The following is a 20,545-nucleotide window of genomic DNA, read 5'->3' as shown; positions in this document are numbered from 1 at the left end:
ACTATCACAAATAACTACCGGTCGTCACGAGGGGACATCACGACTGCCGGGGCGACCGTGGCCCGTGCTCGCTTCCGGAAGCGACGAGCCGCCGTGATTTCAACTCCGGTGGATCGCCTTGAGAAGCAGGTAGAACGTCCCGCCGACGAGGATCGCCGAGATGCCGAACACGCCGAGCATCCCCGCGAGAACGCCGTCATTGCGCGTGATCGTGAGGCCGCTCTCGAAGACGACCGCGACGCCCAGCAGGACGACGCCGATGGCGACGGTCGACAACAGGAGCGACCCTCGAAGCGCCTTGAGCTCTCGATACAGGAACCGCCACCGCGGGCTCGCGTCCTCGTCGGTTGCTGATGCCATGGCCCCTCTGGGAGACGTCTCGCGGGACCACCACATAAACGTTGCCACTGGCTCCCATCCCGTCGAACCCGGACCAGTGGACGCGAGCGCGGCCGAAATCCTCCGCGGACCTCTCACTCGGTGGGCGGCTGCTCGTCGCCGCCGCCGACCTTCTTCGTGTGGCGCGCCCGGATGCGGGGGTTGAACACCCGGTCCATCCCCTGGGAGAACAGGATGAACCCAAACGAGATGATGACGATCGCGCTCATCGGCCAGAGGAGCTGGTAGAAGTTGCCCAGATCGACCAGCGCGAACGCCTCGCTGTAGGCGGTGTCCATCATGATCCCCCAGTTGGCCGTCGTGAAGGGCAACACGCCCAGGAAATAGAGCGCGACGGACTCGAAGATCACCTTCCGCCCGGCCTGGGCCGCGTTGATCAGGACGTAGGGCATCAACTGCGGGATGACGTCCCGCGAGAGGATCGTCCGCGAGGGGAGCCCCATCGTCCGCGAGGCCTCGACGTAGGACTCCTCGCGGAGCGTCAGCACCTGCGAGCGCAACGCGCGTGCCAGTCCCGGCCAGGCGTCGATCGCGAGGATGACCCCGACCAGCCACGCCTGTCGGGGCGGGTAGATCGCCGCGATCACGATGACCAGCGGGAGCCCCGGCATCGTCATCACGATGTCGGTGATATACATCAGAAACGAGTCGGTCCGGCCGCCCTTGTAGCCCGCCGTGACGCCGATGATCGTCGCGAACCCGACGGAGACGATCGCGCCCGCGACGACCATCTCGAGCATGTCCGGCGTCGCGTGGACGAGCTGTCGACCGATCGGCGAGCCGTAGTTGTCGGCGCCGAGCGGGAACTCGAAGGACAGCCACGGCAGCGAGACGCTCCCGACCGAGATCTGTACGAGGTCGATCCAGCCGCCGTCCTCGGTGATCGCTCCGAACCCGCCCTCGAATGGCGGGTGGTTCGTCGGCGCCTGGTTCGTCGCGGGCGCCTCGATCACCCGCGGCCCGACCGTCCCGGCGAGGACGAACAGCGCGATGATGAGGATGCCAAGCCGGGTCCGCCAGTCGTTCCACGCGACGCGTCCCGGCGCGAGCACGTAGGCGTCGAGGATCCGGGCAAGGCGTTCGCGCCCCGAGAGCTCGACGCTGTCGGAGTCGGCAAGCTGGCCGAATAGCTGGTCATCGCTGAGCTGTACGCCGCCGTCCGTCGAGGACTCGTCAGTAGGACTCATTCTCGCCTCCCGACCCCGCACGGGGGTCGACGATGCCGTAGGTAAACTCCGCGAGCAGGATCCCGATCAGCGTGACGATGGTGAAAAATAGGAACGACCCCATCAACAGCGGGTAATCGCGCATGTTGATCGCGTCGAACGTGTACCATCCCACGCCGGGGTAGGTGAAGATGTACTCGAGGACGACGCTGCTCGAAAACACCGCGGCGATGCCGATCATCATCTGGGTGTAGAGGGGAAGGATCGCGTTGCGGGCGACGTAGCGGGTTGCGATCCGGACCGAGCCGATTCCCCGGAGGCGGGCGACCCGGAGGTAGTCGGCGCCCAGGATCCGCACGGAGTTGCCCCGCATGGCGAGTGCGCCGCCGCCGAAGCCGACGATGAAACTCGACATGATCGGCAGGGCCCCGTGGTGGACGATGCTCGCCATGAACGCTGGGTTGAGCCCCGCCTCGATGCTCGTGTCGTACCGGCCGCCGCTGGGGAACCAGCCCAGGTCGTGTGCGAAAAAGGCCAGAAAGAGCAGCGCGCCGACGTAGTAGGGAATCGAGTTCAGGAAGGTGGCGACGACGGTCATCGTGCCGTCGAACCGCGACCCCTCCTTGTAGGCCATCGCCGCGCCCAGCAGGATGTTCGTCGAGTAGCCAAGCGCGAGCCCGTAGACGCTGATGAACACCGACCACGGCATCGCCCGAAACAGGATGTCGAACACCGGATCGCCGTACTGGATCGACTGACCGAAGTCCTGGTAGAGGACGATGTCCCGGACGTACTCGAAGTACTGCATGTAGATCGGCTGGCTCGGGTCGAACCCGGTGTGGACCTGTACCATCTGATCGAGGACCTCCGGATCCGCGGCCTGCCCGGAGCCCTCGAGCTGGGACTCGAACTGTGCGCGCATCGCCTGGGCCGGGTTCCCCGGCATCAGCCGGAAGAGCGCGAACGTGATCGTCGTCACGCTGATCAGCGTCACGAACGCGTGTCCGATCTTCCGCCAGTAGTAGTCGAACCCGGCGAGGAATCCGAGGGTGGCGGCGACCCCCTCCCTCGCTCTCCCGACGTACTCGCTCATTGATGGTACTGGATGGCGTCTCGGCCATCATATAGTTTACTCCGTTACCGCCGACACCGCGAGAGCACGAACCCGCTCAGGATCGCGAGCCCGCTCAACCCGACGAGGTTCATGATCGTGACGACGTACGTCGGGGAGCCGGGCTCGACGGAGAGAAACCAGAGGACCGACAGCGCGAGGAAGCCGACCGAGAACGTAAACAGCAGGCGCCACCCCTGCTCGTGGTCACAGAGATGGTCGACGTAGCTCTTGTCGTACTTGCCGGCCATACGGGAGGGGCGGTCCCGACCGGGAAAAACCTTTAGGAGGCGTTCTCGCCGGAGCTTCCCTCGACGATCGGTTCGCTCTCCCAGTAGGCGTGGTCCTCGTCCTCACGGAAGCAGGCCGCCAGCGACGCCTCGCCCTCGCTGGCCGTCAGCTCCGGCTCGCGCTCCCGACAGACCTCCCGGGCCTCCGGACAGCGGGTGTGGAACGGACAGCCGCTCGGGGGATCGGTCGGGTCGGGGATGTCGATCTCGCGGATCGGCGGCTCGGTCTCCCGGGCCTCCTGAGCCGCGTCGGGATCGAGCGGCGGCGTCGCCCACCGAAGGACCTTCGTGTAGGGGTGTTTCGGGTCGTGGATGATCTCCTCGGCGGGGCCGATCTCGACTACGTTTCCGAGGTACATGATCCCGATCCGGCCGCCGGACTCCTCGGCGAGGTAGCGGGCGTTCGCGAAGTCGTGGGAGATGAACAGATAGGAGGTGTCGAACAGCTCCTGGAGGCTGAGCATGAGTTCCATCATCTCGACGCGCAGGGAGACGTCCAGGGCCGAGACGGCCTCGTCGGCGAGGATGAGGTCCGGACTCATCAGCAGGGCCCGCAGGAGCACGACCCGCTGTTTCTCGCCGCCCGACAGCTGGTGGGGGAAACGGAGCGCGTAGTCCTCGGCGGGTTTCATCCCCACTCGCTCCAGGAGGTTGTGGACCACCGTCTCCCGGTCGCTGGAGTTCAGGTCCGACCGCCAGCGCTTCAGCGGGGCCGCGAGGCTCGTTCTGACTGTGCGGGTCGGGTTGAGCGAGCTCCCGGGGTCCTGGTGGACGATCTGGAGGGCCCGCCGGATCCGGTCGTGGTCGATCTCGCCCTCGCCGCGCTTTGCCTCCCAGACGTCGTGACCCCGGTACCGGACCGTCCCCGCGGTCGGCTCCTGGAGTCCGATCGCGGTCTTGCCGAGCGTGGTCTTCCCGCAGCCGCTCTCGCCGACCAGCGCGACCACCTCGTTCTCGGCAATCTCCAAGTCGACGCCGTCGACCGCCCGGACGGTCGCGTCCTGATCGAACAGGCGATCGATGAACCCCGACTGGTCGAAGTGGACCTCGAGGTCCTCGAGGGAGACCACGGTCTCCTCGTCCCCGCGGACGGCCCGCGAGGGCTCGTCGGGCACGACCGGATCGACGCCGAGTTTGTACTCGACGGCCTCCGAGGACCGCTCCCAGTGGAAACAGGCGGCTCCCCGGTCCTCGCCGACGTCGTGGTAGTCGGGGTCCTCGGCGACGCACTGCTCGTCGGCCAGCGGACACCGCGGGTGGTACGAACAGCCGGCGGGCGTGTCCACGGGATCGGGGCTCTCGCCCTCGATGGGGTTCATGTCCTCTAAGGCGGCGTCGACGCTCGGAACCGATTTCAACAGCGCCCGCGTGTAGGGGTGGGCTGCGTCCCGGATGACCTCCTCGCTTGGCCCATACTCGACGAACTCGAAGGCGTACATCACCGCCAGCCGGTCGGCCAGGCCCGCGACCAGCGGGAGGTCGTGGGTGATGAAGACGATGGTGAGGTCGTACTCCTCCTGGAGGTTGTCGAGCAGGTTCATGATGGAGCGCTGCATCAGGAGGTCCAGGGCGGCGGTCGGCTCGTCCATCACGAGCACCTCCGGGTCGAGCACGAGCGAGAGCGCGATCAGCGCGCGCTGTTTCATCCCCCCCGAGAGCTCGTGGGGATACGAGCCGAGCACCCGGTCGGGGTCGAGATAGAGGTTCGAGAGGAGCTCGCGGGCGTGGGCCATCCGGTCGTCCATCGGCTCCCCGTGGGCCTGGATCGTTTCCTCGAAGTGCTCGTCGATCTTCATCGTCGGGTTGAACGAGCTCATCGCGCCCTGGAACACCATCGCGACCTCCTCCCACCGGAACGACTCGAGCTGGTCTTCCGACAGCGAGAGGACGTCGACGGGTCCCGCGTCGGGATCGTCGTAGATCACCTCCCCGGAGGCCCGCCCGGGGTCGACGACGGCGTTGAGCAGCGCGGAGGCGAACATCGACTTCCCCGAGCCGGACTCGCCGACGATCCCGAGCATCTCGTCGCGGTGGACCTCGAAGCTCACCCCGTCCAGGACCTTCGACTCCCCCCGGTCCATGTCGAAGGTGACGTCGAGGTCGGACACCTCGAGGATCGACTCCGGATCGCCGCGGATCTCGTGGTCGGATAGGCTCCGTGTCATTTGCGTGGCGTCGTTCTGGAGTCCTGTTCGGAGATCGCATACATAAACCTTGCCGCGCGGCGCTCCTCCGGCGGCGGTCAGCCGTCCGTGCCCCCCGATCGGTCGACGCCCCCGGCCAGAACGGCCCGCAGTGCCCGCGCCCTCCCGACGCCCGAGAGCGCGAGCGCGGTCGCCGCATGCGTCCTCACGTCGTCCTCGTCGGCGAGGCGCTCCTCGAGGAGCGCTCCGGCGGGCTCGATGGCGGTCGGCCGGACGGCCGCGGCGGCGACGGCCAGCGTCGTCCCCGTCCGGCGCCGGTCGGCCTCTCGGGAGTCGAGAAAGCGCGAGAGGTCGGCGGCGACCGGCGCGACCGCGCGACCGACCCGCGCGGGACGAACGGCCGCGAGGGCGACGAGTGCGTCGGCCGCCCGCCAGGGAACCGGCTGCTCGGGGTCGGAGCCGGCCCGCTCGGCGAGGGCGTCGGCGACGGCCGCCACCTCGTCGGGGAACGTCGTCGCGACGGCCTCGAAGACCTCGCAGGCCGCCGCCCGGACGAGGTTGTGGTCGTCCGAGAGGAGGTCGCCGACGCCGGCGACGACCGGCTCCATCGCCGCCGGTTCGACGGCGGCGATCCGGGTGAGTCCCGCGATCGCGCGGACCCGGACCCGGTCGCGGCGCTCGCGTTCCGGAGCCAACGGGCCGCCTCCCGACGCCCGCGCCGGACCGACTCGCTGCCCGCCCTCTACGGGCTCGACCGGCTCGTGACAGATCGCGGCGAGGACCTCGACCGCGGGAACCGCCGCCTCCGGACGCTCCAGGGCGAGCCCCGCGAGGGCGTCGACCGCCGCCTCGCGGCCGGGTTTCCTGGAATCTCCGAGCGCCCGGAGTTCGGGGACGACCCCCTCGACCGCCTCCGGGGCGGGCTCGACGAGCGCCCGGACCGTCAGCGCCGCCCGACGCCGGGCACCCCAGTCGTCGGCGGCGAGATGTTCGGCGAGCCGGGTCGCAGCGTCCTCGACCGCTCCCGGACGGCGCTCGACGAGCGTTTCGTAGGCCTCGAGGGCCGTCCGCCGGGTCGCCCGATCGCCGAAGACGAGGTGGTCGACGACGGCCGCGACCGCCACCGATTCCGGCTCCCGCTGGGCCCGCTCGCAGAGCACTGACGCCTCCGGTTCGTCTGGGGAGAGGGGCATGTATCCGTCGGGTTCGCCCGTCGCGGCTTATAGCTGGCGCCCCTCGAGCGGCGGACGATCCTCCGTCCGTCGCTTCGTCCCCTGTCATCGAACAGTTGTTCGTCGCCTGACCACCGATACGTTACAATCGTACGTCCGTAAATCCCAATGCAACCGTAACGAGTATCGGTTCGGCCACGCCGAGCGTCGGTGGATCGGTACGGCGATCCGTCTCAGGCGTAGGTCGCGTTGATCTCGACGACCCTGGCCGCCCGGCCGACGAGCGACGGGAGTTTCTCCCGGAAATACTCGCCCTCGAGGCGCTTCGTCGGCCCGTTGACGCTGAGCGCGCCGATCACGCCGTCGTCGGTCCGGACCGGCGCTGCGACGCACCTGATCCCGGGGATCCGTTCGCCGTCGTCGATCGCGTACCCCCGCTCGCGAACTCGTTCGAGAGCAGCGAACAGTTCGTCGAGATCCGTGACCGTTTCATCGGTCCTCGGGGGAAGTCCGTGGCGGTCGGCGATCTCCCGGACCCGGTCCTCGGGGAGGTGGGCGAGGATCGCCTTTCCGACGGCCGTACAGTGGAGGCCGACCTCGGTGCCGACGTGGGAGTCGGTCCTGACTGCCTCGGCGCCCCGGCTCTGGCAGACGTAGATCCCGCGGCCGTGTTCCTCGACGACCATCTGGGCGGTCTCGCCGGTCTCCTCGACCAAGCCGTCGACTTCGGGCCTGACGATCTCGAGGAGCCCCGTCCGGTTGCAGGCGTGGCCGCCGAAGCTCAGGAATCGCAGCCCGAGCCGGTAGGTCGTTCCGTCCTTCCGGATACAGCGGTGGGCCCGCAGCGACTGGAGGTGGCTGTGGACGGTGCTCTTCGAGCGGTCGAGCTCCTCGGCGATCTCGGTGACGCCCGCGCCGTCGCGGCTCTGCAGGACCTCGAGGATGGAGATCAGCGTGTCCGTCGACTTGATCCCCGTATCGGGCCCGGTTCCGCGCGCGCTGGTCATGTCCCTCGCATTCCAATCCAGGACCCTATAGCTATCGGGTCGGTTCGGTCACGAGGAACGTTCGTTCGAGTGACAACACCCGTCGGGGGAATCACCGACGGTCGAGGAGTCGGTCGCATCGCTCGGACCGCCGGTACCGCTACTGCAACGTTGAAGTGCCGGCGAAGCGAGTCCGGCGGCATGGGAACCATCGGATACGGGATCGTTGGGGCGAGCGGGTTCGGGACGACCCACGCGGACCGTCTCGGAGCGATCGACGGCGCCGACCTCCTCGCGGGGTCGGCCCGGAGCGAGTCGTCGATCGCTCCGTTCGCCGAGGAGTACGACGTGCGGGGGTACACGGACCACGTCGAGATGTTCGAGGCCGAGGACCTCGATGCGGTAAGCGTCTGTACGCCCTCGGGAACCCATGCCGAGGTCGCGATCGACGCGATCGAACGCGGGATCGACGTGTTGGTCGAGAAACCCCTGGACGTTGACGTCGAACGCGCAGACCGGATCGTCGAGGCTGCCGACGAGCACGACGCAACGATCGCTGGCGTCTTCCAGCGGCGGTTCACGCCGGAACGGTGGACCGCCAAGCGGTGGCTCGACGAGGGACGGTTCGGCGACGTCCTGCTGGCCGACACCGCCGTCAAGTACCACCGATCCCAGTCGTACTACGACGACTGGCACGGCACCGAAGAAGCCGGCGGCGGCGCCCTCCTCCAGCAGGCGATCCACTTCGTCGACCTCCTGGACTGGCTTACTGGCGGCATCGAGAGCGTCTCGGCGTCGGCGGACACCCTCGCCCACGAGATGAACCACGAGGACGTCCTCGTCGCGACGGTCCGGTTCGAGAACGGCGGCTACGGCACGATCGAGGCAACGACGGGCGTCCGGGGCGCGACCAGGGAGCGCGTCGAGGTAAACGGCACCGAGGGCTCCTACAGCTCCGGAACCTTCGCTCTCGGCGACGAGACGGTCGAGCCCGACCTCGACCGGCCGCCGTGTGGAACGGGCCTCGAGGGCCAGATCCGTGACTTCGTCGGGGCGGTCCGGGAGGGCCGCCAGCCGATCGTCGACGCGAGGGAGGCCCGGAGAGCCGTCGAGGTCGTCCTCGTGGCCTACGCGTCGGCGGAGCTGGGTCGGGAGGTCGCCGTCGGGGAGTTACGGGAGCTGTGAGTCCCGGCGCGTGGTTCCCCGTCCCGAAGGTTCAAGCGGCGGGCCCCCGCCCACTCACCGGATGCGCGTTACCGACTACGAACTGTACGAGGTCCCGCCACGGTGGCAGTTCCTCAGGCTCGAGACGAGCGACGGCCGGGTCGGCTGGGGCGAGGTTTACACGAAATGGCACTTCCGGGAGGGCAGCGCGCCCGCGACCCGCAGTGCCGTCGATCAGATGATGCAGAAGTACGTTCTGGGGGCTGATCCGGGCCGAATCGAGGACCGCTGGCAGGCGATGTACCGCAGCAGCTTCTACCGGGGCGGGCCCGTTCACATGAGCGCCATCGCCGGCATCGACGAGGCGCTTTGGGACCTGAAGGGAAAGGCCTGCGGGTGCCCGGTCTACGAACTGCTCGGCGGTCCCGTCCGCGACCGGGTCCGGGTCTACCACCACGTCGATGCTCACAGGGGGATCGACGATCCCGAGAAGGCGGCCGCGGCGGCCGCCAGCGAGGCCGAGGGCTACGTCGAGGAGGGCTACACCGCCCTGAAGCTCGTCCCGACCGGCGGCTTAGAGCCCGTCGACGCTCCGGCGGCGGTCGAGCGCGCACGAGCCGTCGTCGGTGCTGTCCGGGAGGCCGTCGGCCCCGAGGTCGACGTCGCGCTGGACTTCCACGGGCGGGCCTCGAAGGCGATGGCCCGCCGCCTGGCCGACGCCGTCGAGGCGTTCGACCCGATGTTCATCGAGGAGCCGGTGACCCCCGAACACGACCACGCCCTCGAGAGGGTGGCCGGGGCGACGACGATCCCGATCGCGACCGGCGAACGCCTCTACTCCCGGTGGGGGTTTCGACCGCTGCTGGAGGCCGACGCGGTCGATATCGTCCAGCCGGACGTCTCCAGTGCCGGCGGGATCACCGAGACGAAGAAGATCGCCGACATGGCCGAGACGTACGACGTTTCCCTCGCACTCCACTGCCCGATCGGGCCGGTCGCGCTGGCGGCCTCGCTGCAGGTCGTCGCGGCCGCCCCGAACGCCCTGATCCAGGAGCAGGTCGTCGTCGACGACCCCGACGCCTCGCGCTACCTCGCCGACGACTCGCTTCTCGATCGCACCGGGAGTTACCTCGACCTCCCGGAGGAACCGGGACTCGGTGTCTCGATCGACGAGGACCGCGTCCGCGAACTCGCGGGAACCGATCTCGGCTTCGACCGCCCGATCGGCCGGCGGGCCGACGGCAGCGTCGGCGAGCGCTGAGGTCGGCAGTTGAGGCGACGAGCCGCGTTCGCCCAGCGGGAACGCCCGCTCCGATCGCGGCGAACCAAATCTATATCGGCCCCGCACTGCTCGTCCGACCATGGAGATCACGACGATCGAGCCGATCCCGCTCGCCCACACCCTGTCCGCGGGTCTCGGCGACGCACGCGGGTTCGGCCGCGACCGGGCGACGACGTTGCTCCGCCTCGAGACCGATACCGGCCTCGTCGGCTGGGGCGAGGCGTTCGTCCCCGGGTCGATCGCCGAGGCGACGATCGAGGAACTGTTCGCCGAGGACGTCGTCGGGATGGACCCCTTCGACGTCGAATCGCTCGCCGAACGGTCCTACACCGATCCCTACCACTTCGGGGAGGCCGTCTTCGTCCAGAGCGTCGTCAGCGCGATCGACGTCGCCTGCTGGGACCTCATCGGCAAGGAGGTCGGCCGCCCGGTCCACCGGCTGCTCGGGGGTCGTTCGGTCGAGACGCTCGTCCCCTACGCCTCGACGATGTACTTCACCGAGACCGAGCGTCCCCTCGCCGAGCCGATCGAGGCGGCCGTCGACGAGGGGTTTACGGCCGCGAAGATCAAGATCGGCACCGGCGTCGAGGAGGACGAAGAGCGCGTCCGGACGGCGCGCGATATCCTGGGACCCGACGCCCGACTGATGGTCGACATGAACGGCAACTACCGCCCCGAGCAGGCGGTCCGGAGCGGGCGAGCGATCGCGGAGTACGACGTCGAGTGGATCGAGGAGCCGGTTCCCCCGGAGAATCTCTCGGGGTACGAGGAGGTCAAGCGCCACGTCGAGACCGCGCTCGCGGCCGGCGAGGCTCACTACGGCCGGTTCGAGTTCAAGCGCCTGATCGACGGCGCAGTCGACATCGTCCAGCCTAATCTCGCGCGGTGTGGCGGGCTCTCGGAGGCCCGAACGATCGCGAAGCTCGCGACCACAGAGAACGTCGGCGTCCGTCCCCACATCTGGAACAGCGCGGTCGGGCTCGCCGCGGCCGTCCAGTTCGCCGCGAGCGTCCCTGCCTACCCCCACAGCCGGACGGCCCCGGACCCGATGATGGTCGAGTTCGACCGCAGCGAGAACCCGATGCGAACCGAGATCCTCGAGACGCCGTTCGACCCCTCCGGCGGGGAACTCGCGGTCCCCCAAGAGCCGGGCCTGGGGATCGAGGTCGACGAGGACGCGGTCGCGGAGCTTCGGGCCGACCGATAGACCCGCCGCGGTCCGCGACCGAGGGTGGCCTACCGCTCGCGGAGCTTCGAGATTCCGTGATCGTCCGGTCGGCGCTCGAGGTCGAGTCCCGATAGTTCCCGGATCGTGAACTCGCCAAGGACGTTCACCTCACAGCCGTCCTCCAGGTGGCCCCCGACCGTTCGGTCGCCGTCGAACGCCGTCACGTGGAGGTGTGGCTCGCCGTCGGCGACGACGCCGTTGACGTTCGTGACCTCCCAGGAGCCCGAGAGCTCGAGGTCGGTGTTTCGCTTGCTCTGCTCTTCGGGAAGGTCCGTCCGGTGGACGTAGTGGATGTTCAGGTTGCTGAACGTCGCGATCCCCGAGACGACGACGCCGGCGTCGATCCCGTGGCTCTCGCAGGCGTCGGCGAGCGATTCTAACGCGAGGTCGCCTCGGTCGAGTCGAACGACCACGTGGCCGTCGTCGGATTCGAAGGTGTCCATGCGTGGGTGGGTGTGGGGTCGGAGGGGATAAATCTTCACGTCGCCGAAAACGGACGGCCGTCCGAGTGCTGGGGGAGCGTGCGTGCTCGACACCCGGACTCGGCGGAGGCCATCCTGGTGAGCGTTTCGGGACGAGTTCGTTCCCATAGAGGGAACGGATTAGACGATTTTATTACTATCATATGGTTGTAATGGATGGGCGACGAGTGCTCCCGCGGGCCCGAACGGCCCGTGATCCTCGAGACGTCGGGGGTCGGATGCGGGCCCAGGGAACGTCGTCGCACTCGTCGATGTGGTTCCTGCCTGGGGAACGGCCCGTCGAACGCGCTCCGGCTCCACGAAGTAAATACCGGGCGCTCGGCCGCCAGGGCGGCCGGAGCGAAGGAGTTAACTCTTGTCACGCACCCGTCCCCCCCCCCCCCATGACTGAACGACTCGAGGACGCGGTCGCTGTCGTGATCGGCGGTGGCGCGGGCATCGGCGAGACGACCTGCCTCAGGCTGGCCGAGGCCGGGGCGGACGTCGTCGCAGTAGATTGGAACGGCGACGCCGCGGAGGCGACCGCCGAAGCAGTCGAGGAACGGACGGGTCGAGAGGCTCTCGCTCGCGAGACCGACGTCGGCGACGAGGAGAGCGTCGAGAGGATGGCCGACGAACTCGAGGAGCGGTTCAGTGCGGTCGACGTTCTCGTGAACAACGCCGGGATCCGGGTCGATCCCAAGCCGGTCACCGAGGCCGGCGAGGAGAGCTGGGACCGGATCCTCGACGCGAACCTGAAGGGGTACGCGTTCTGCGTCAAACACCTCGCCGGGCTAATGGCCGAGGGGAGCGCCATCGTCAACGTCGCCTCCGTCGGCGCGTGGGTCGGCCGGCCCGAGTGGGCCCAGTACGACGCGACGAAGGGCGCGATCGTCTCGATGACCCGGGATATGGCCTGTGACTTCGCTCCCGAAGGGATTCGCGTCAACGCGGTCTCGCCGGGCTGGGTGATCACCGACTACCACCTCCCCGAGGACGGCGCCGAGGAGTTCTTCGCCGAGAAGACCGCGCCCCACCCCGACGGCTCCGGGATCTTAAAGCGAGCGGGCGAACCCCGGGAGATCGCCGACGCGGTCTCGTTTCTCGCGAGCGACGAGGCCTCTTTTATTACTGGGACGAACCTCGCGGTCGACGGCGGGACCGCGGCCGTCGGGAAGGGGATGGAGTGGGACGAGCGGTTCGAGGACTGATCGGCTCAGAGCACCCGGAGGATCGTGAACGCGACGTAGGCCACGACGGGGACGACGGTCACCAGCCCCGCCCGCCTCTGGTCTAAGTTGCTCGAGTACTCGAGGGCAACGGTCCAGAGGTACCCCGAGACCAGCACGAACAGGCTCCCGACGACGACCGTTCCGACCAGGACCGGATCGCCCGCGACCTCGGCACTCATCGCGGCGTAGGCCTCCCGTTCGGACCCGAGGACTCCGACCTGGACGTTGTCGGGGACGTCGACGTCCGAGAAAACGATGTACCGGCCGACCGCGCCCAGAAGTCCCGTCGCGATCATCGGAACGAAGCCCCAGCCCAGCAGCTTGAACAGCCGGCCGATCCGGATCCGGGAGGTGAACACCCGTCCCAGGAGGTAGAGCACTCCCGTGAGAGCCACCCACAGGAGGATCGGCTCGCCGAACTGGTAGGCGAACTCGACGGTCAGTGCGTTGCTGACCTCCACCCTGTCGGCACCCAGCGCGTAGTACGTCGCGAGGCTCTGGGAACCCATGGCGAGGGCCGTCAGGAACACGACCGCCGCCGACCTGCGCGTACGGCCGAACTGCGCTTCCTGCTCGAAAAACGAGGCGATATCCCGTTGCTCGGTTGCCATACGGGACCAATCCACGTTCGGATCTTAAATCTTTGGTGAACGATGCCATACCAGGTCAGGGAACGAAGACGTCCAATCCGACGTACCAGACGACTGTCGCGAGCGCCAGCGACAGGACGGTCGGGACGAACGCGAGCACGGCGGCGACGTGGGCGCCCGAACCGGCCTCGAGGTGAGGGTAGGCAAAGCCCAGCAACAGGAGGAAGACGGCGTTGACGGCGACCACCAGCTTCAGTATCGCGTCCGTTCGGCTCATCTCGGCCCGTTACTCCTCGGACGGCCCCTCGACGATCGGCTCGCTGTTCCAGTAGGCGTGATCGTCGTACGCCCGGAAGCAGGCCGCTCGCTGGTGGCCCGGGCCCTCGTCGGCCTCGATGAGCTCGGGCGTCTCGACCCGGCAGACCTCGCGGGCCTTCGCACAGCGGGTGTGGTACCGACAGCCCGACGGCGGGTTCGAGGGGTCCGGGATGTCGATCGTCCGAATCGGGCTGTCGGCGGTCTCGATCTCGTCGTCGGGATCGAGGTCGGGCGTCGCCCACTTCAGCGCCTGAGTATACGGATGTTGTGGATCGTTGATAATTCGATCTACGGTCCCGATCTCGACGATCTCGCCCAGGTACATCACCGCGATCCGGCCGCCGGTCTTCTCGGCCAGGTAGCGGGCGTTCGATAGGTTGTGGCTAATGAAGAGAAATGAGGTGTCGAACTGTTCCTGGAGTTCGATCATCAGGTCCATCATCTCGACGCGCAGGGAGACGTCGAGCGCCGACACGGCCTCGTCGGCTAAGATCAGTTCGGGGTCCATCAGCATCGACCGGATGAGCGTGATCCGTTGTTTCTCCCCGCCCGACAGCTGGTGGGGATAGCGCTCGATGTAGTCCTCCGGGGGGCTGATCCCGACGTACTCGAGCATGCCGAGTATCCGCTGTATCCGGTCGTTGCCGTCGAGTTCGGGGAACCATCGCCGCAGCGGCGTCTCGAGGATCGCCCGGACCCGCCGGTGGGAGTTCAGCGAGCTTCCGGGGTCCTGGTGGATGATCTGGAGCGCCCGCCGGATCTCCTCGAAGGGGATCGAAACGCCCCCGAGCATGTCCTTTGCGTCCCAGACGTCCTGGCCGCGGTAGCTCACCGAGCCGCCGGTCGGACGCTGGGCCCCGACGGCGACCTTCCCGAGGGTCGTCTTCCCGCAGCCCGACTCTCCGACCAGCACGACGGTATCGTTCTCGTGGATGTCGATGTCGACGCCGTCGACCGCGGCGACGGTCTCGGGCTCGGCTCTGCTCAATAGCCCGCCCGACTTCTGCTCGAAGTGGACTTCGACGTCATCGAGGGAGACGAGCGGATCCTCGGCGTCTTCCCCGTCCGGGCCGACGTAGGCCCGCGTCGGCGTCCGGTCGTCCCCGCCGACCGCGACGGGCGACTCCTCCTCGATGGCCTCGTCCCAGTGGTGACAGTGGGCGATATGGTCGTCGTCGACCCGGTAGGGTTCGGGATCGACCTCCCGACACTGGTCGTCGGCCATCGGGCACCGGGGGTGGTACGAACAGCCCGAGGGGATGTTCACCGGATCCGGGCTCGAGCCCTCGATCGGGCGCATCTCCTCTAAGGGCGTTTCGAGGTTGGGCGTCGTCCGCAACAGTGCCCGGGTATAGGGGTGGGCCGGCTCAGCCAGCACGTCGTCGGCGGGGCCGAGCTCGATGAACTCGAAGGCGTACAGCACCGCCAGCCGGTCGGCCAGGCCCGCCACGAGCGGGATGTCGTGGGTGATGAAGACGATCGTGAGGTCATGTTTCGACTGGATCTCCTCGATGAGCGCGATGATCGACCGTTGCATCAGGAGGTCCAGCGCCGCGGTCGGCTCGTCCATCACGAGCATCTCCGGATCGAGCACGAGCGAGAGCGCGATCAGAATCCGCTGTTTCATCCCGCCGGAGAGTTCGTGGGGGTACGAATCGAGCACGCGGTCGGCGTCCAGATAGAGATCGCCGAGCAGGTCCTTGGCGCGTTCAAGCCCCCGGTCGACGTCGTAGTCGTGGGCGTTTAGGGTGTCGACGAAGTGAGTCCGGATCTTCCGGACCGGGTTGAACGAACTCATCGCACCCTGGAACACCATCGCGACGTCCTCCCAGCGGTACCGTCGGCGTTCCTCCTCGGAGAGCGAGAGGAGATCGATCGGCTCGCCGTCGCCGGGGTAGTAGGTGAGCTCCCCTTGCAGGACGCCGGGATCGACGACGGCGTCGAGCAACGCGTCGGCGAACATCGACTTCCCCGACCCCGACTCGCCCATGACGCCCAGGATCTCCCCCCGGCGGACGTCCATACTCACGTCGTTCAACACCCGCGCCCGGCCACGCTCCATCCCGAAGCTGACCCTGGCGTTCGATACCTCCATGATCACGTCCTCGGATCGGTCGGTCAGGTCCGTCGTCGTCATCGTCATGGTATCACCGGCTCGTCGATCCCGCGACGCGCGGGGGTTGGTTCCTCGTCGTATCTAGCGGAATCGTTGCGTGTAGATCCCATCATACCTGTTTCATCATTTCGGTCGATCCCGGCTCGGTTCCGTCCCCGTCCTCAGCGTCGCCCGTGTCGGCGTGGCGCGCCCGTACGCGGGGGTTGAACACGCGATCCAGCGACTGGGCGATCAGCAACAACCCGATCGAGATCCCCGCGATCGCGACCATCGGGACGACCAGCCAGTGGGTTGCGTCGGGCCGGTAGATCGCGCCAGCGTGGTAGGCCTGGTTCAGCATGACTCCCCAGTTGGCGTCGGCAAAGGGGAGCACGCCGAGGTAGTAAAGCGCCACCGCCGAGAAGATGATCGTCCGAGCGGCGTTGACGAGGTTCACCATGATGTATGGCATGAGATGAGGGAGAATCTCCTTTATCAGCAGCTCCGGGGTCGGCACGTCCATCATGCGGGCGGCCTCGACGAACGACTCGTCCCTGATCGCGAGCACCTGCGAGCGGATCGCCCGCGCCAGCCCCGCCCAGGCCGCGACCGCGAGCAGGATACCGACCGAGATCGGGTGGGTGGGCTCGAACAGCACCGAGAGGACGATCACCAGCGGGAGCCCGGGAATGTTGATGAAGACGTCGGTGATCGAGCTGAGGACGGTGTCGACCTCGCCGCCCTTGTAGCCCGCGACCAGCCCGAAGAAGGTCCCCATTACCACTGTAAACAGTGCGCCCGAGGCCATCATGGTTAGCACGGGCCCCGTCGAGTGGACGGTCTGTGCGAAGAGGTCCTGGCCCATCTCGTTGGTGCCAAGCGGGTACTCCCAGGTCTCGAACGGCTGGACGAACTGGGGGCCATCGCCGGTCCGGGTCGGCTCGACCGTCCACGTCAGGACGGTCCCCATCAGGAGGTAGACGGCGACGATCGAGAGCCCGACGATCGAGCGCCAATCCTGGCGCATGATCGTGAGCGGCATACGAATGTAACCGTCTATCGCCCGGCCGTAGCGGTCCCACCGCGTTTCCCGGACGTCGGCGGTGGTGTCGAACGGCGTCCCGACCTGTCCCCCGTCGCCCCGGAGGATCCCCCCAACGCCGTCGTCGTCTGCCGATTCGCCGTCGTCCGGTCCGGGTTCGCAGTCGTGGCTGTCAGCGGTCATCGTCACCTCGGTGCTGGATTGCTCCGTTCATGGTTAGAAGGCCTCCCGGTCCTCGGTTCCCGCCCGGGGGTCGATCCTGCCGTAGGTCAGGTCCGCGATCAGGAGAGCGATCACGACCGCGATCGTGATCATCATGAACGCCCCCATCATCAGCGGGTAGTCGCGCTGGTTGACGGCGTTCAGGAGGTACCACCCCATCCCGCGGTACTGGAAGATCTGTTCGAGGACGACCGCGCCCCCGAACATGCTTCCGATCGAGATCATCAGCCCGGTGTACATCGGAAGGATCGCGTTCCGGCCGACGTACTGGACGGCAATCGTCGTATCCGAGAGCCCACAGAGTCTCGCGACCCGGAGGTAGTCCTCGCCCAATACCCGGATGCTGTTGCCCCGCATCGACAGCGAGGCCGCGCCGCTGGCGACGAACATCGAGAGCACCGGGAGGATCGCGTGGTGGACGACGCTCTTGATGTACACCCAGTGAAAGCCCGGCTCGAGTTCGGCGGCGGCCCGTCCCCCGACGGGGAACACCGACCACCGGTAGGAGAGGTAGATAAGCATGACCAAGGCGAGGACGTAAAACGGAATCGAGGTCAGGATCGTCGCGTACGCCGTCAGGCCGACGTCGACCTTGCTTCCCTCCCAGTAGGCCATGATCGCGCCGAGCGAGATCCCGACTGCGAAGCTGAGGAAGATCGCCCAGCTCATCACGAACAGCGTCCAGGGGATCGCGCCGGCCAGAACCTCGGTGACGGGCTCGTTGTAGATCATCGACTGGCCGAGATCACCCTGGAGCGTCGAGGTCATGTAATCGACGTAGGCAACCGGCAGTGGCTCTTCGGGGTTGATGTTCAGGTAGAGCTCGGCCAGCTCGTAGGCCTGTGAGGGGTCGGCGAGATCCGGGCCCACGATCGTGATGAAGTAGTCGACCGGGTTCCCCGGCATCAGCCGGACCATTGCGAAGCTGATCGTCACCACGGCCCACACTGTGAACACGGCCTGTCCCAACCGTCGTATCTTCCAGTTCATGTGTTCGTCGCCATCGTATGTTATTGTCTCTCGTGTTCGTGTTCAGTCTACCGGCTCGGAACTTATATCCATCGCCCATCGGAGGCGACGGACGGTTCCTGGCGAGTCGGTCGTCCCCCACGAGTCGGGACGATTCGACGAGCCGAATCACCGGATCGGAGAACCGGCTACTCCGAGGGCGCGATCGTTCCGTCGGGGTGTTTGACCAGGTTAAACTCCGCGACCCGGTTCTGGACGAGCCCCTCCGGCCCGTCGACGTTCCAGCCGTCGGCCAGCACTCCGCCAGCGTCGGTCTTGTAGGTGATCGTGTACTGGTGGACCGACTGGTTCCAGACCCAGGCCATGTCCCGAATGAGGTCGTCGTTGCCCGTTAGAGCCCACTCGGTCATCAGGTCCGGGTAGTTGACGGTTTCGGGTTCGCTGTCGGGATCGCCAACGGTCGAGGGGATCTCGTACTCGTCTCTCCCGTGGCGGATGGTCGTGTACCACTCGTGTTTCTCGATCGACCACATGTCCCGCAGCGAGGTCGCGCTCGTGGCATCGTACATCGCGTCGTACTCCCCGGAGGTCCGGCGTTCGCCGAACGTCGCGGCGTCGACCGACTCAAGGACGGCCTCGATGCCGAACTCATGGAGGTCGTCAACGACCCCCTGGACCAGCGGGACGCCGACGTCGTTTGCTGAGTCCGTCATTATCCTCGGCTCTACGGGCTCGCCCTCGTCGTCGACCCAGCTGCCGCCGTCCTCCGAGTAACCGACTGACTCGAGCAGAGAAGCCGCGCGGTCGAAGTCCTGCTCGTACATGTCGAATCCCTCGAGGTCGTAGTCGTCGGCCGATTCGGGCGTGATGAACGTCGACGGGTAGTCGAGCACCTGGGCGCCCGCGGGCAGGAGGCTCGCGATCGTCTCGCGGTCGATGATGCAGGCGAAGGCCTTCCGGACCTCCTGATGTTGGGTATAGGGTTCGTAGGCACCCGGATCCGCTGGCGAGTTGCGGTGGTCGTACTGCCCGTTGTTGAACATCAATGTGTACGCGTGGGTGTGATGTCCGTTTATCGTGTGGTACTCGGGCATCTGGCCCTGGAGGTCCTCGGCCGGCGGCAGCTGCTGGGGGACGGCGTCGCACTGTTCTTCGAGGAAGGCGACGATCGGGTCCTCGAACTGGCGCCAGGCGTACTCGTCGAACTCGACCTGATCCGAGTAGGGGTGGTCCTCGAAGACCTCCGCGATCATCTGGTCGGGAGCGACGTCCCGAACCTGGAAGACCCCGTTTCCCACCGGCTCGGGCTGGGTCCACTCAAGCAGCTCGGTCATGACCTCCTCGGCCTCGTCGCCCTCGGCCTCTTGAAGGTCCTCCAGCCAGTCGCTGTAGGAGGGATCACCGAGGTCTGCCTTGACGATCAACAATGCGTACACCGCGAGCGGGTACACTGCCGCCTTCTCGCCGAAGTCCTGAGCCAACCCGAACCGAAGCGTCCGATCGTCGACGATTTCGACGGACTCGTAGGTGTTGTGGGGGGCCTCCTCGCCCGTCTGGATCCGCTGGACCTCTAGCTCGAGTTGCCACTGGGTGCCGAGGTCCTCGGCGGTCACCTGGTCGCCGTCGTGCCAGTACCAGTCCTCGCTTACCTGCAACTCGAGGGTACCCTCCTCGACGGTCCAGTCCTCGACGACCCAGGGGAGGAACTCGTCGGTGCTCTCGAGGTAGATGACGGGTTGTTCGTAGAGGATCCCCGTCGGATCGATGTTGCTCAACACCTGGTTGGGGTCGAACAGGTTGTACTGTGCGGTCTCGAAGTCGAAGTCCGGCCGGTGGGCCGCCTTCGTGAACCGGACGGCGTCGCCCTCCGGTTCGTCCGTCTCGCTCTCGTTGTCCCCGTTTCCATTACCGTTCCCGTTGCCATTGCCGTTTCCACCATCGTCGAACGGGTCCTCCTCGGGCTCTTCGTCCTCGTCGTCGCCTCCCCCGCCGAGACATCCAGCGATGAGCGCCGATCCGCCCAGGACGCCGCTTTGAAGGAGCCGTCGTCGCGTCGGCTGTCGATATCCGCGGCCGTCATTCTCTACCATACGCTTTCCCATTCTGGCCCCCATTATTTAACTATTGATATAAATCTATAAATTCTGTCACTATCGTACCCCTTCGGATAATTCGTACTATCGTCTGTAAGTGGTTCAGGATTCTCGGCGACCTGAGTGATTAGTGCAACCTTTGGATTTTCGGGAGGAACGTTTCTATCCAATCGACAGCAAAGCTCACGCGGTGGCTCAACCGAAGAAACGTCTCGGTGAGGAACTCTCTGAAGTGGTCTTCGTTCTCGTAGATCTGTGGCGAGATATCTCGTTTGAGGCTCTTCCAGAGCGGTTCGATCGCGTTCAACGTCGGCGAATACGGCGGGATGAAGACGAACTCGATGAGTGATCAGCGCAACGGATGAATACACAGACAGCGTATCTCCGTCATGAGCGGATCACGTCGGTTTGAACTCGTTGAGCATCTGTCGAACGGAGAGTTAGATCAGGCGATTAATGCGGCCCAGAAGGCGGACGAGACGTGTCTCGTCCGGCGATTATGCTTCGTGAAGATCTCTACGAGGGGCGGACTCAGCAGCAAGCCGGTGAAGCTGTCGGCGTCTCTCAACCAACGAGTAGTC

At 66.7% G+C, this 20,545-nt stretch carries 20 protein-coding genes; 5 read left to right on the top strand and 15 right to left on the bottom strand.

The window, feature by feature from the left end:
* Positions 1-99: 99 nt before the first annotated feature.
* From LCF40_RS07350 to LCF40_RS07320, 7 genes are all read right to left on the bottom strand, one after another.
* Positions 100-360 carry a hypothetical protein gene (locus LCF40_RS07350; protein WP_224827944.1) on the bottom strand — a complete coding sequence of 87 codons (261 nt, stop codon included), beginning with the start codon at positions 358-360 and terminating at the stop codon, positions 100-102.
* A 113-nt stretch (positions 361-473) separates the two neighbouring features.
* Positions 474-1,586: an ABC transporter permease gene (locus LCF40_RS07345; RefSeq protein WP_224827943.1), complete on the bottom strand. Its 1,113-nt coding sequence runs from the start codon at positions 1,584-1,586 to the stop codon at positions 474-476.
* Positions 1,573-2,658, bottom strand: coding sequence for an ABC transporter permease (locus tag LCF40_RS07340; protein WP_224827942.1), 1,086 nt, complete (start codon positions 2,656-2,658; stop codon positions 1,573-1,575). Before LCF40_RS07340 ends, LCF40_RS07345 begins: the two co-directional genes overlap by 14 nt.
* A gap of 44 nt (positions 2,659-2,702) precedes the next feature.
* The gene (locus LCF40_RS07335; RefSeq protein WP_224827941.1) at positions 2,703-2,927 is read right to left on the bottom strand and encodes a hypothetical protein; all 225 of its coding nucleotides are present in this window, start codon (positions 2,925-2,927) and stop codon (positions 2,703-2,705) included.
* Positions 2,928-2,959: 32 nt separating this feature from the next.
* A complete protein-coding gene (locus LCF40_RS07330; protein WP_224827940.1) occupies positions 2,960-5,131 on the bottom strand; it encodes an ABC transporter ATP-binding protein in 2,172 nt (723 codons plus the stop codon).
* A 77-nt stretch (positions 5,132-5,208) separates the two neighbouring features.
* Positions 5,209-6,303 carry a HEAT repeat domain-containing protein gene (locus tag LCF40_RS07325; RefSeq protein ID WP_224827939.1) on the bottom strand — a complete coding sequence of 365 codons (1,095 nt, stop codon included), beginning with the start codon at positions 6,301-6,303 and terminating at the stop codon, positions 5,209-5,211.
* 212 nt (positions 6,304-6,515) lie between these two features.
* Positions 6,516-7,289 carry an IclR family transcriptional regulator gene (locus LCF40_RS07320; RefSeq protein ID WP_224827938.1) on the bottom strand — a complete coding sequence of 258 codons (774 nt, stop codon included), beginning with the start codon at positions 7,287-7,289 and terminating at the stop codon, positions 6,516-6,518.
* 180 nt (positions 7,290-7,469) lie between these two features.
* Between LCF40_RS07320 and LCF40_RS07315 the strand changes: the two genes are divergently transcribed.
* From LCF40_RS07315 to LCF40_RS07305, 3 genes are all read left to right on the top strand, one after another.
* A complete protein-coding gene (locus LCF40_RS07315) occupies positions 7,470-8,453 on the top strand; it encodes a Gfo/Idh/MocA family protein (RefSeq protein ID WP_224827937.1) in 984 nt (327 codons plus the stop codon).
* A gap of 61 nt (positions 8,454-8,514) precedes the next feature.
* Positions 8,515-9,693 carry a galactonate dehydratase gene (gene dgoD, locus LCF40_RS07310; protein WP_224827936.1) on the top strand — a complete coding sequence of 393 codons (1,179 nt, stop codon included), beginning with the start codon at positions 8,515-8,517 and terminating at the stop codon, positions 9,691-9,693.
* 100 nt (positions 9,694-9,793) lie between these two features.
* A complete protein-coding gene (locus tag LCF40_RS07305) occupies positions 9,794-10,921 on the top strand; it encodes a mandelate racemase/muconate lactonizing enzyme family protein (protein ID WP_224827935.1) in 1,128 nt (375 codons plus the stop codon).
* A 29-nt stretch (positions 10,922-10,950) separates the two neighbouring features.
* Here LCF40_RS07305 and LCF40_RS07300 read toward each other — a convergent pair whose 3' ends face one another.
* Positions 10,951-11,385: a PPC domain-containing DNA-binding protein gene (locus LCF40_RS07300; RefSeq protein ID WP_224827934.1), complete on the bottom strand. Its 435-nt coding sequence runs from the start codon at positions 11,383-11,385 to the stop codon at positions 10,951-10,953.
* Positions 11,386-11,807: 422 nt separating this feature from the next.
* Between LCF40_RS07300 and LCF40_RS07295 the strand changes: the two genes are divergently transcribed.
* Positions 11,808-12,614 carry an SDR family NAD(P)-dependent oxidoreductase gene (locus LCF40_RS07295; protein ID WP_224827933.1) on the top strand — a complete coding sequence of 269 codons (807 nt, stop codon included), beginning with the start codon at positions 11,808-11,810 and terminating at the stop codon, positions 12,612-12,614.
* Between the two features lie 5 nt (positions 12,615-12,619).
* Here LCF40_RS07295 and LCF40_RS07290 read toward each other — a convergent pair whose 3' ends face one another.
* The 7 genes from LCF40_RS07290 to LCF40_RS23680 all read right to left on the bottom strand — a co-directional run bounded on the left by LCF40_RS07290 (position 12,620) and on the right by LCF40_RS23680 (position 20,307).
* Entirely contained in the window at positions 12,620-13,246 is a 627-nt protein-coding gene (locus LCF40_RS07290; RefSeq protein ID WP_224827932.1) for a YIP1 family protein, read from the bottom strand.
* 55 nt (positions 13,247-13,301) lie between these two features.
* Positions 13,302-13,502 (bottom strand): hypothetical protein, encoded by a 201-nt coding sequence (locus LCF40_RS07285; RefSeq protein ID WP_224827931.1) that lies wholly within the window; start codon positions 13,500-13,502, stop codon positions 13,302-13,304.
* A gap of 9 nt (positions 13,503-13,511) precedes the next feature.
* Positions 13,512-15,686, bottom strand: coding sequence for an ABC transporter ATP-binding protein (locus LCF40_RS07280; protein ID WP_224827930.1), 2,175 nt, complete (start codon positions 15,684-15,686; stop codon positions 13,512-13,514).
* Positions 15,687-15,768: 82 nt separating this feature from the next.
* Complete coding sequence (locus LCF40_RS07275; protein ID WP_224827929.1) at positions 15,769-16,863, bottom strand: ABC transporter permease; 1,095 nt, start codon at positions 16,861-16,863, stop codon at positions 15,769-15,771.
* Positions 16,864-16,896: 33 nt separating this feature from the next.
* On the bottom strand, positions 16,897-17,892 hold the full coding sequence (locus tag LCF40_RS07270; RefSeq protein WP_224827928.1) for an ABC transporter permease: 996 nt from the start codon (positions 17,890-17,892) through the stop codon (positions 16,897-16,899).
* Between the two features lie 167 nt (positions 17,893-18,059).
* Positions 18,060-19,961, bottom strand: coding sequence for an ABC transporter substrate-binding protein (locus tag LCF40_RS07265; protein WP_224827927.1), 1,902 nt, complete (start codon positions 19,959-19,961; stop codon positions 18,060-18,062).
* A 130-nt stretch (positions 19,962-20,091) separates the two neighbouring features.
* Entirely contained in the window at positions 20,092-20,307 is a 216-nt protein-coding gene (locus tag LCF40_RS23680; RefSeq protein ID WP_224926089.1) for a transposase, read from the bottom strand.
* A 46-nt stretch (positions 20,308-20,353) separates the two neighbouring features.
* On the opposite strand from LCF40_RS23680, the gene LCF40_RS07255 reads away from it, so the two are divergent.
* On the top strand, positions 20,354-20,545 hold a 192-nt coding region (locus LCF40_RS07255; protein ID WP_224827926.1), incomplete at its 3' end, for a hypothetical protein.

The sequence above is a fragment of the Saliphagus infecundisoli genome, from assembly GCF_020177375.1.
In the GTDB taxonomy this organism is placed as follows: domain Archaea; phylum Halobacteriota; class Halobacteria; order Halobacteriales; family Natrialbaceae; genus Saliphagus; species Saliphagus infecundisoli.
The sequence above is the reverse complement of the archived record's forward strand: the minus strand, read 5'-3'. Positions and strand labels throughout refer to the sequence as shown.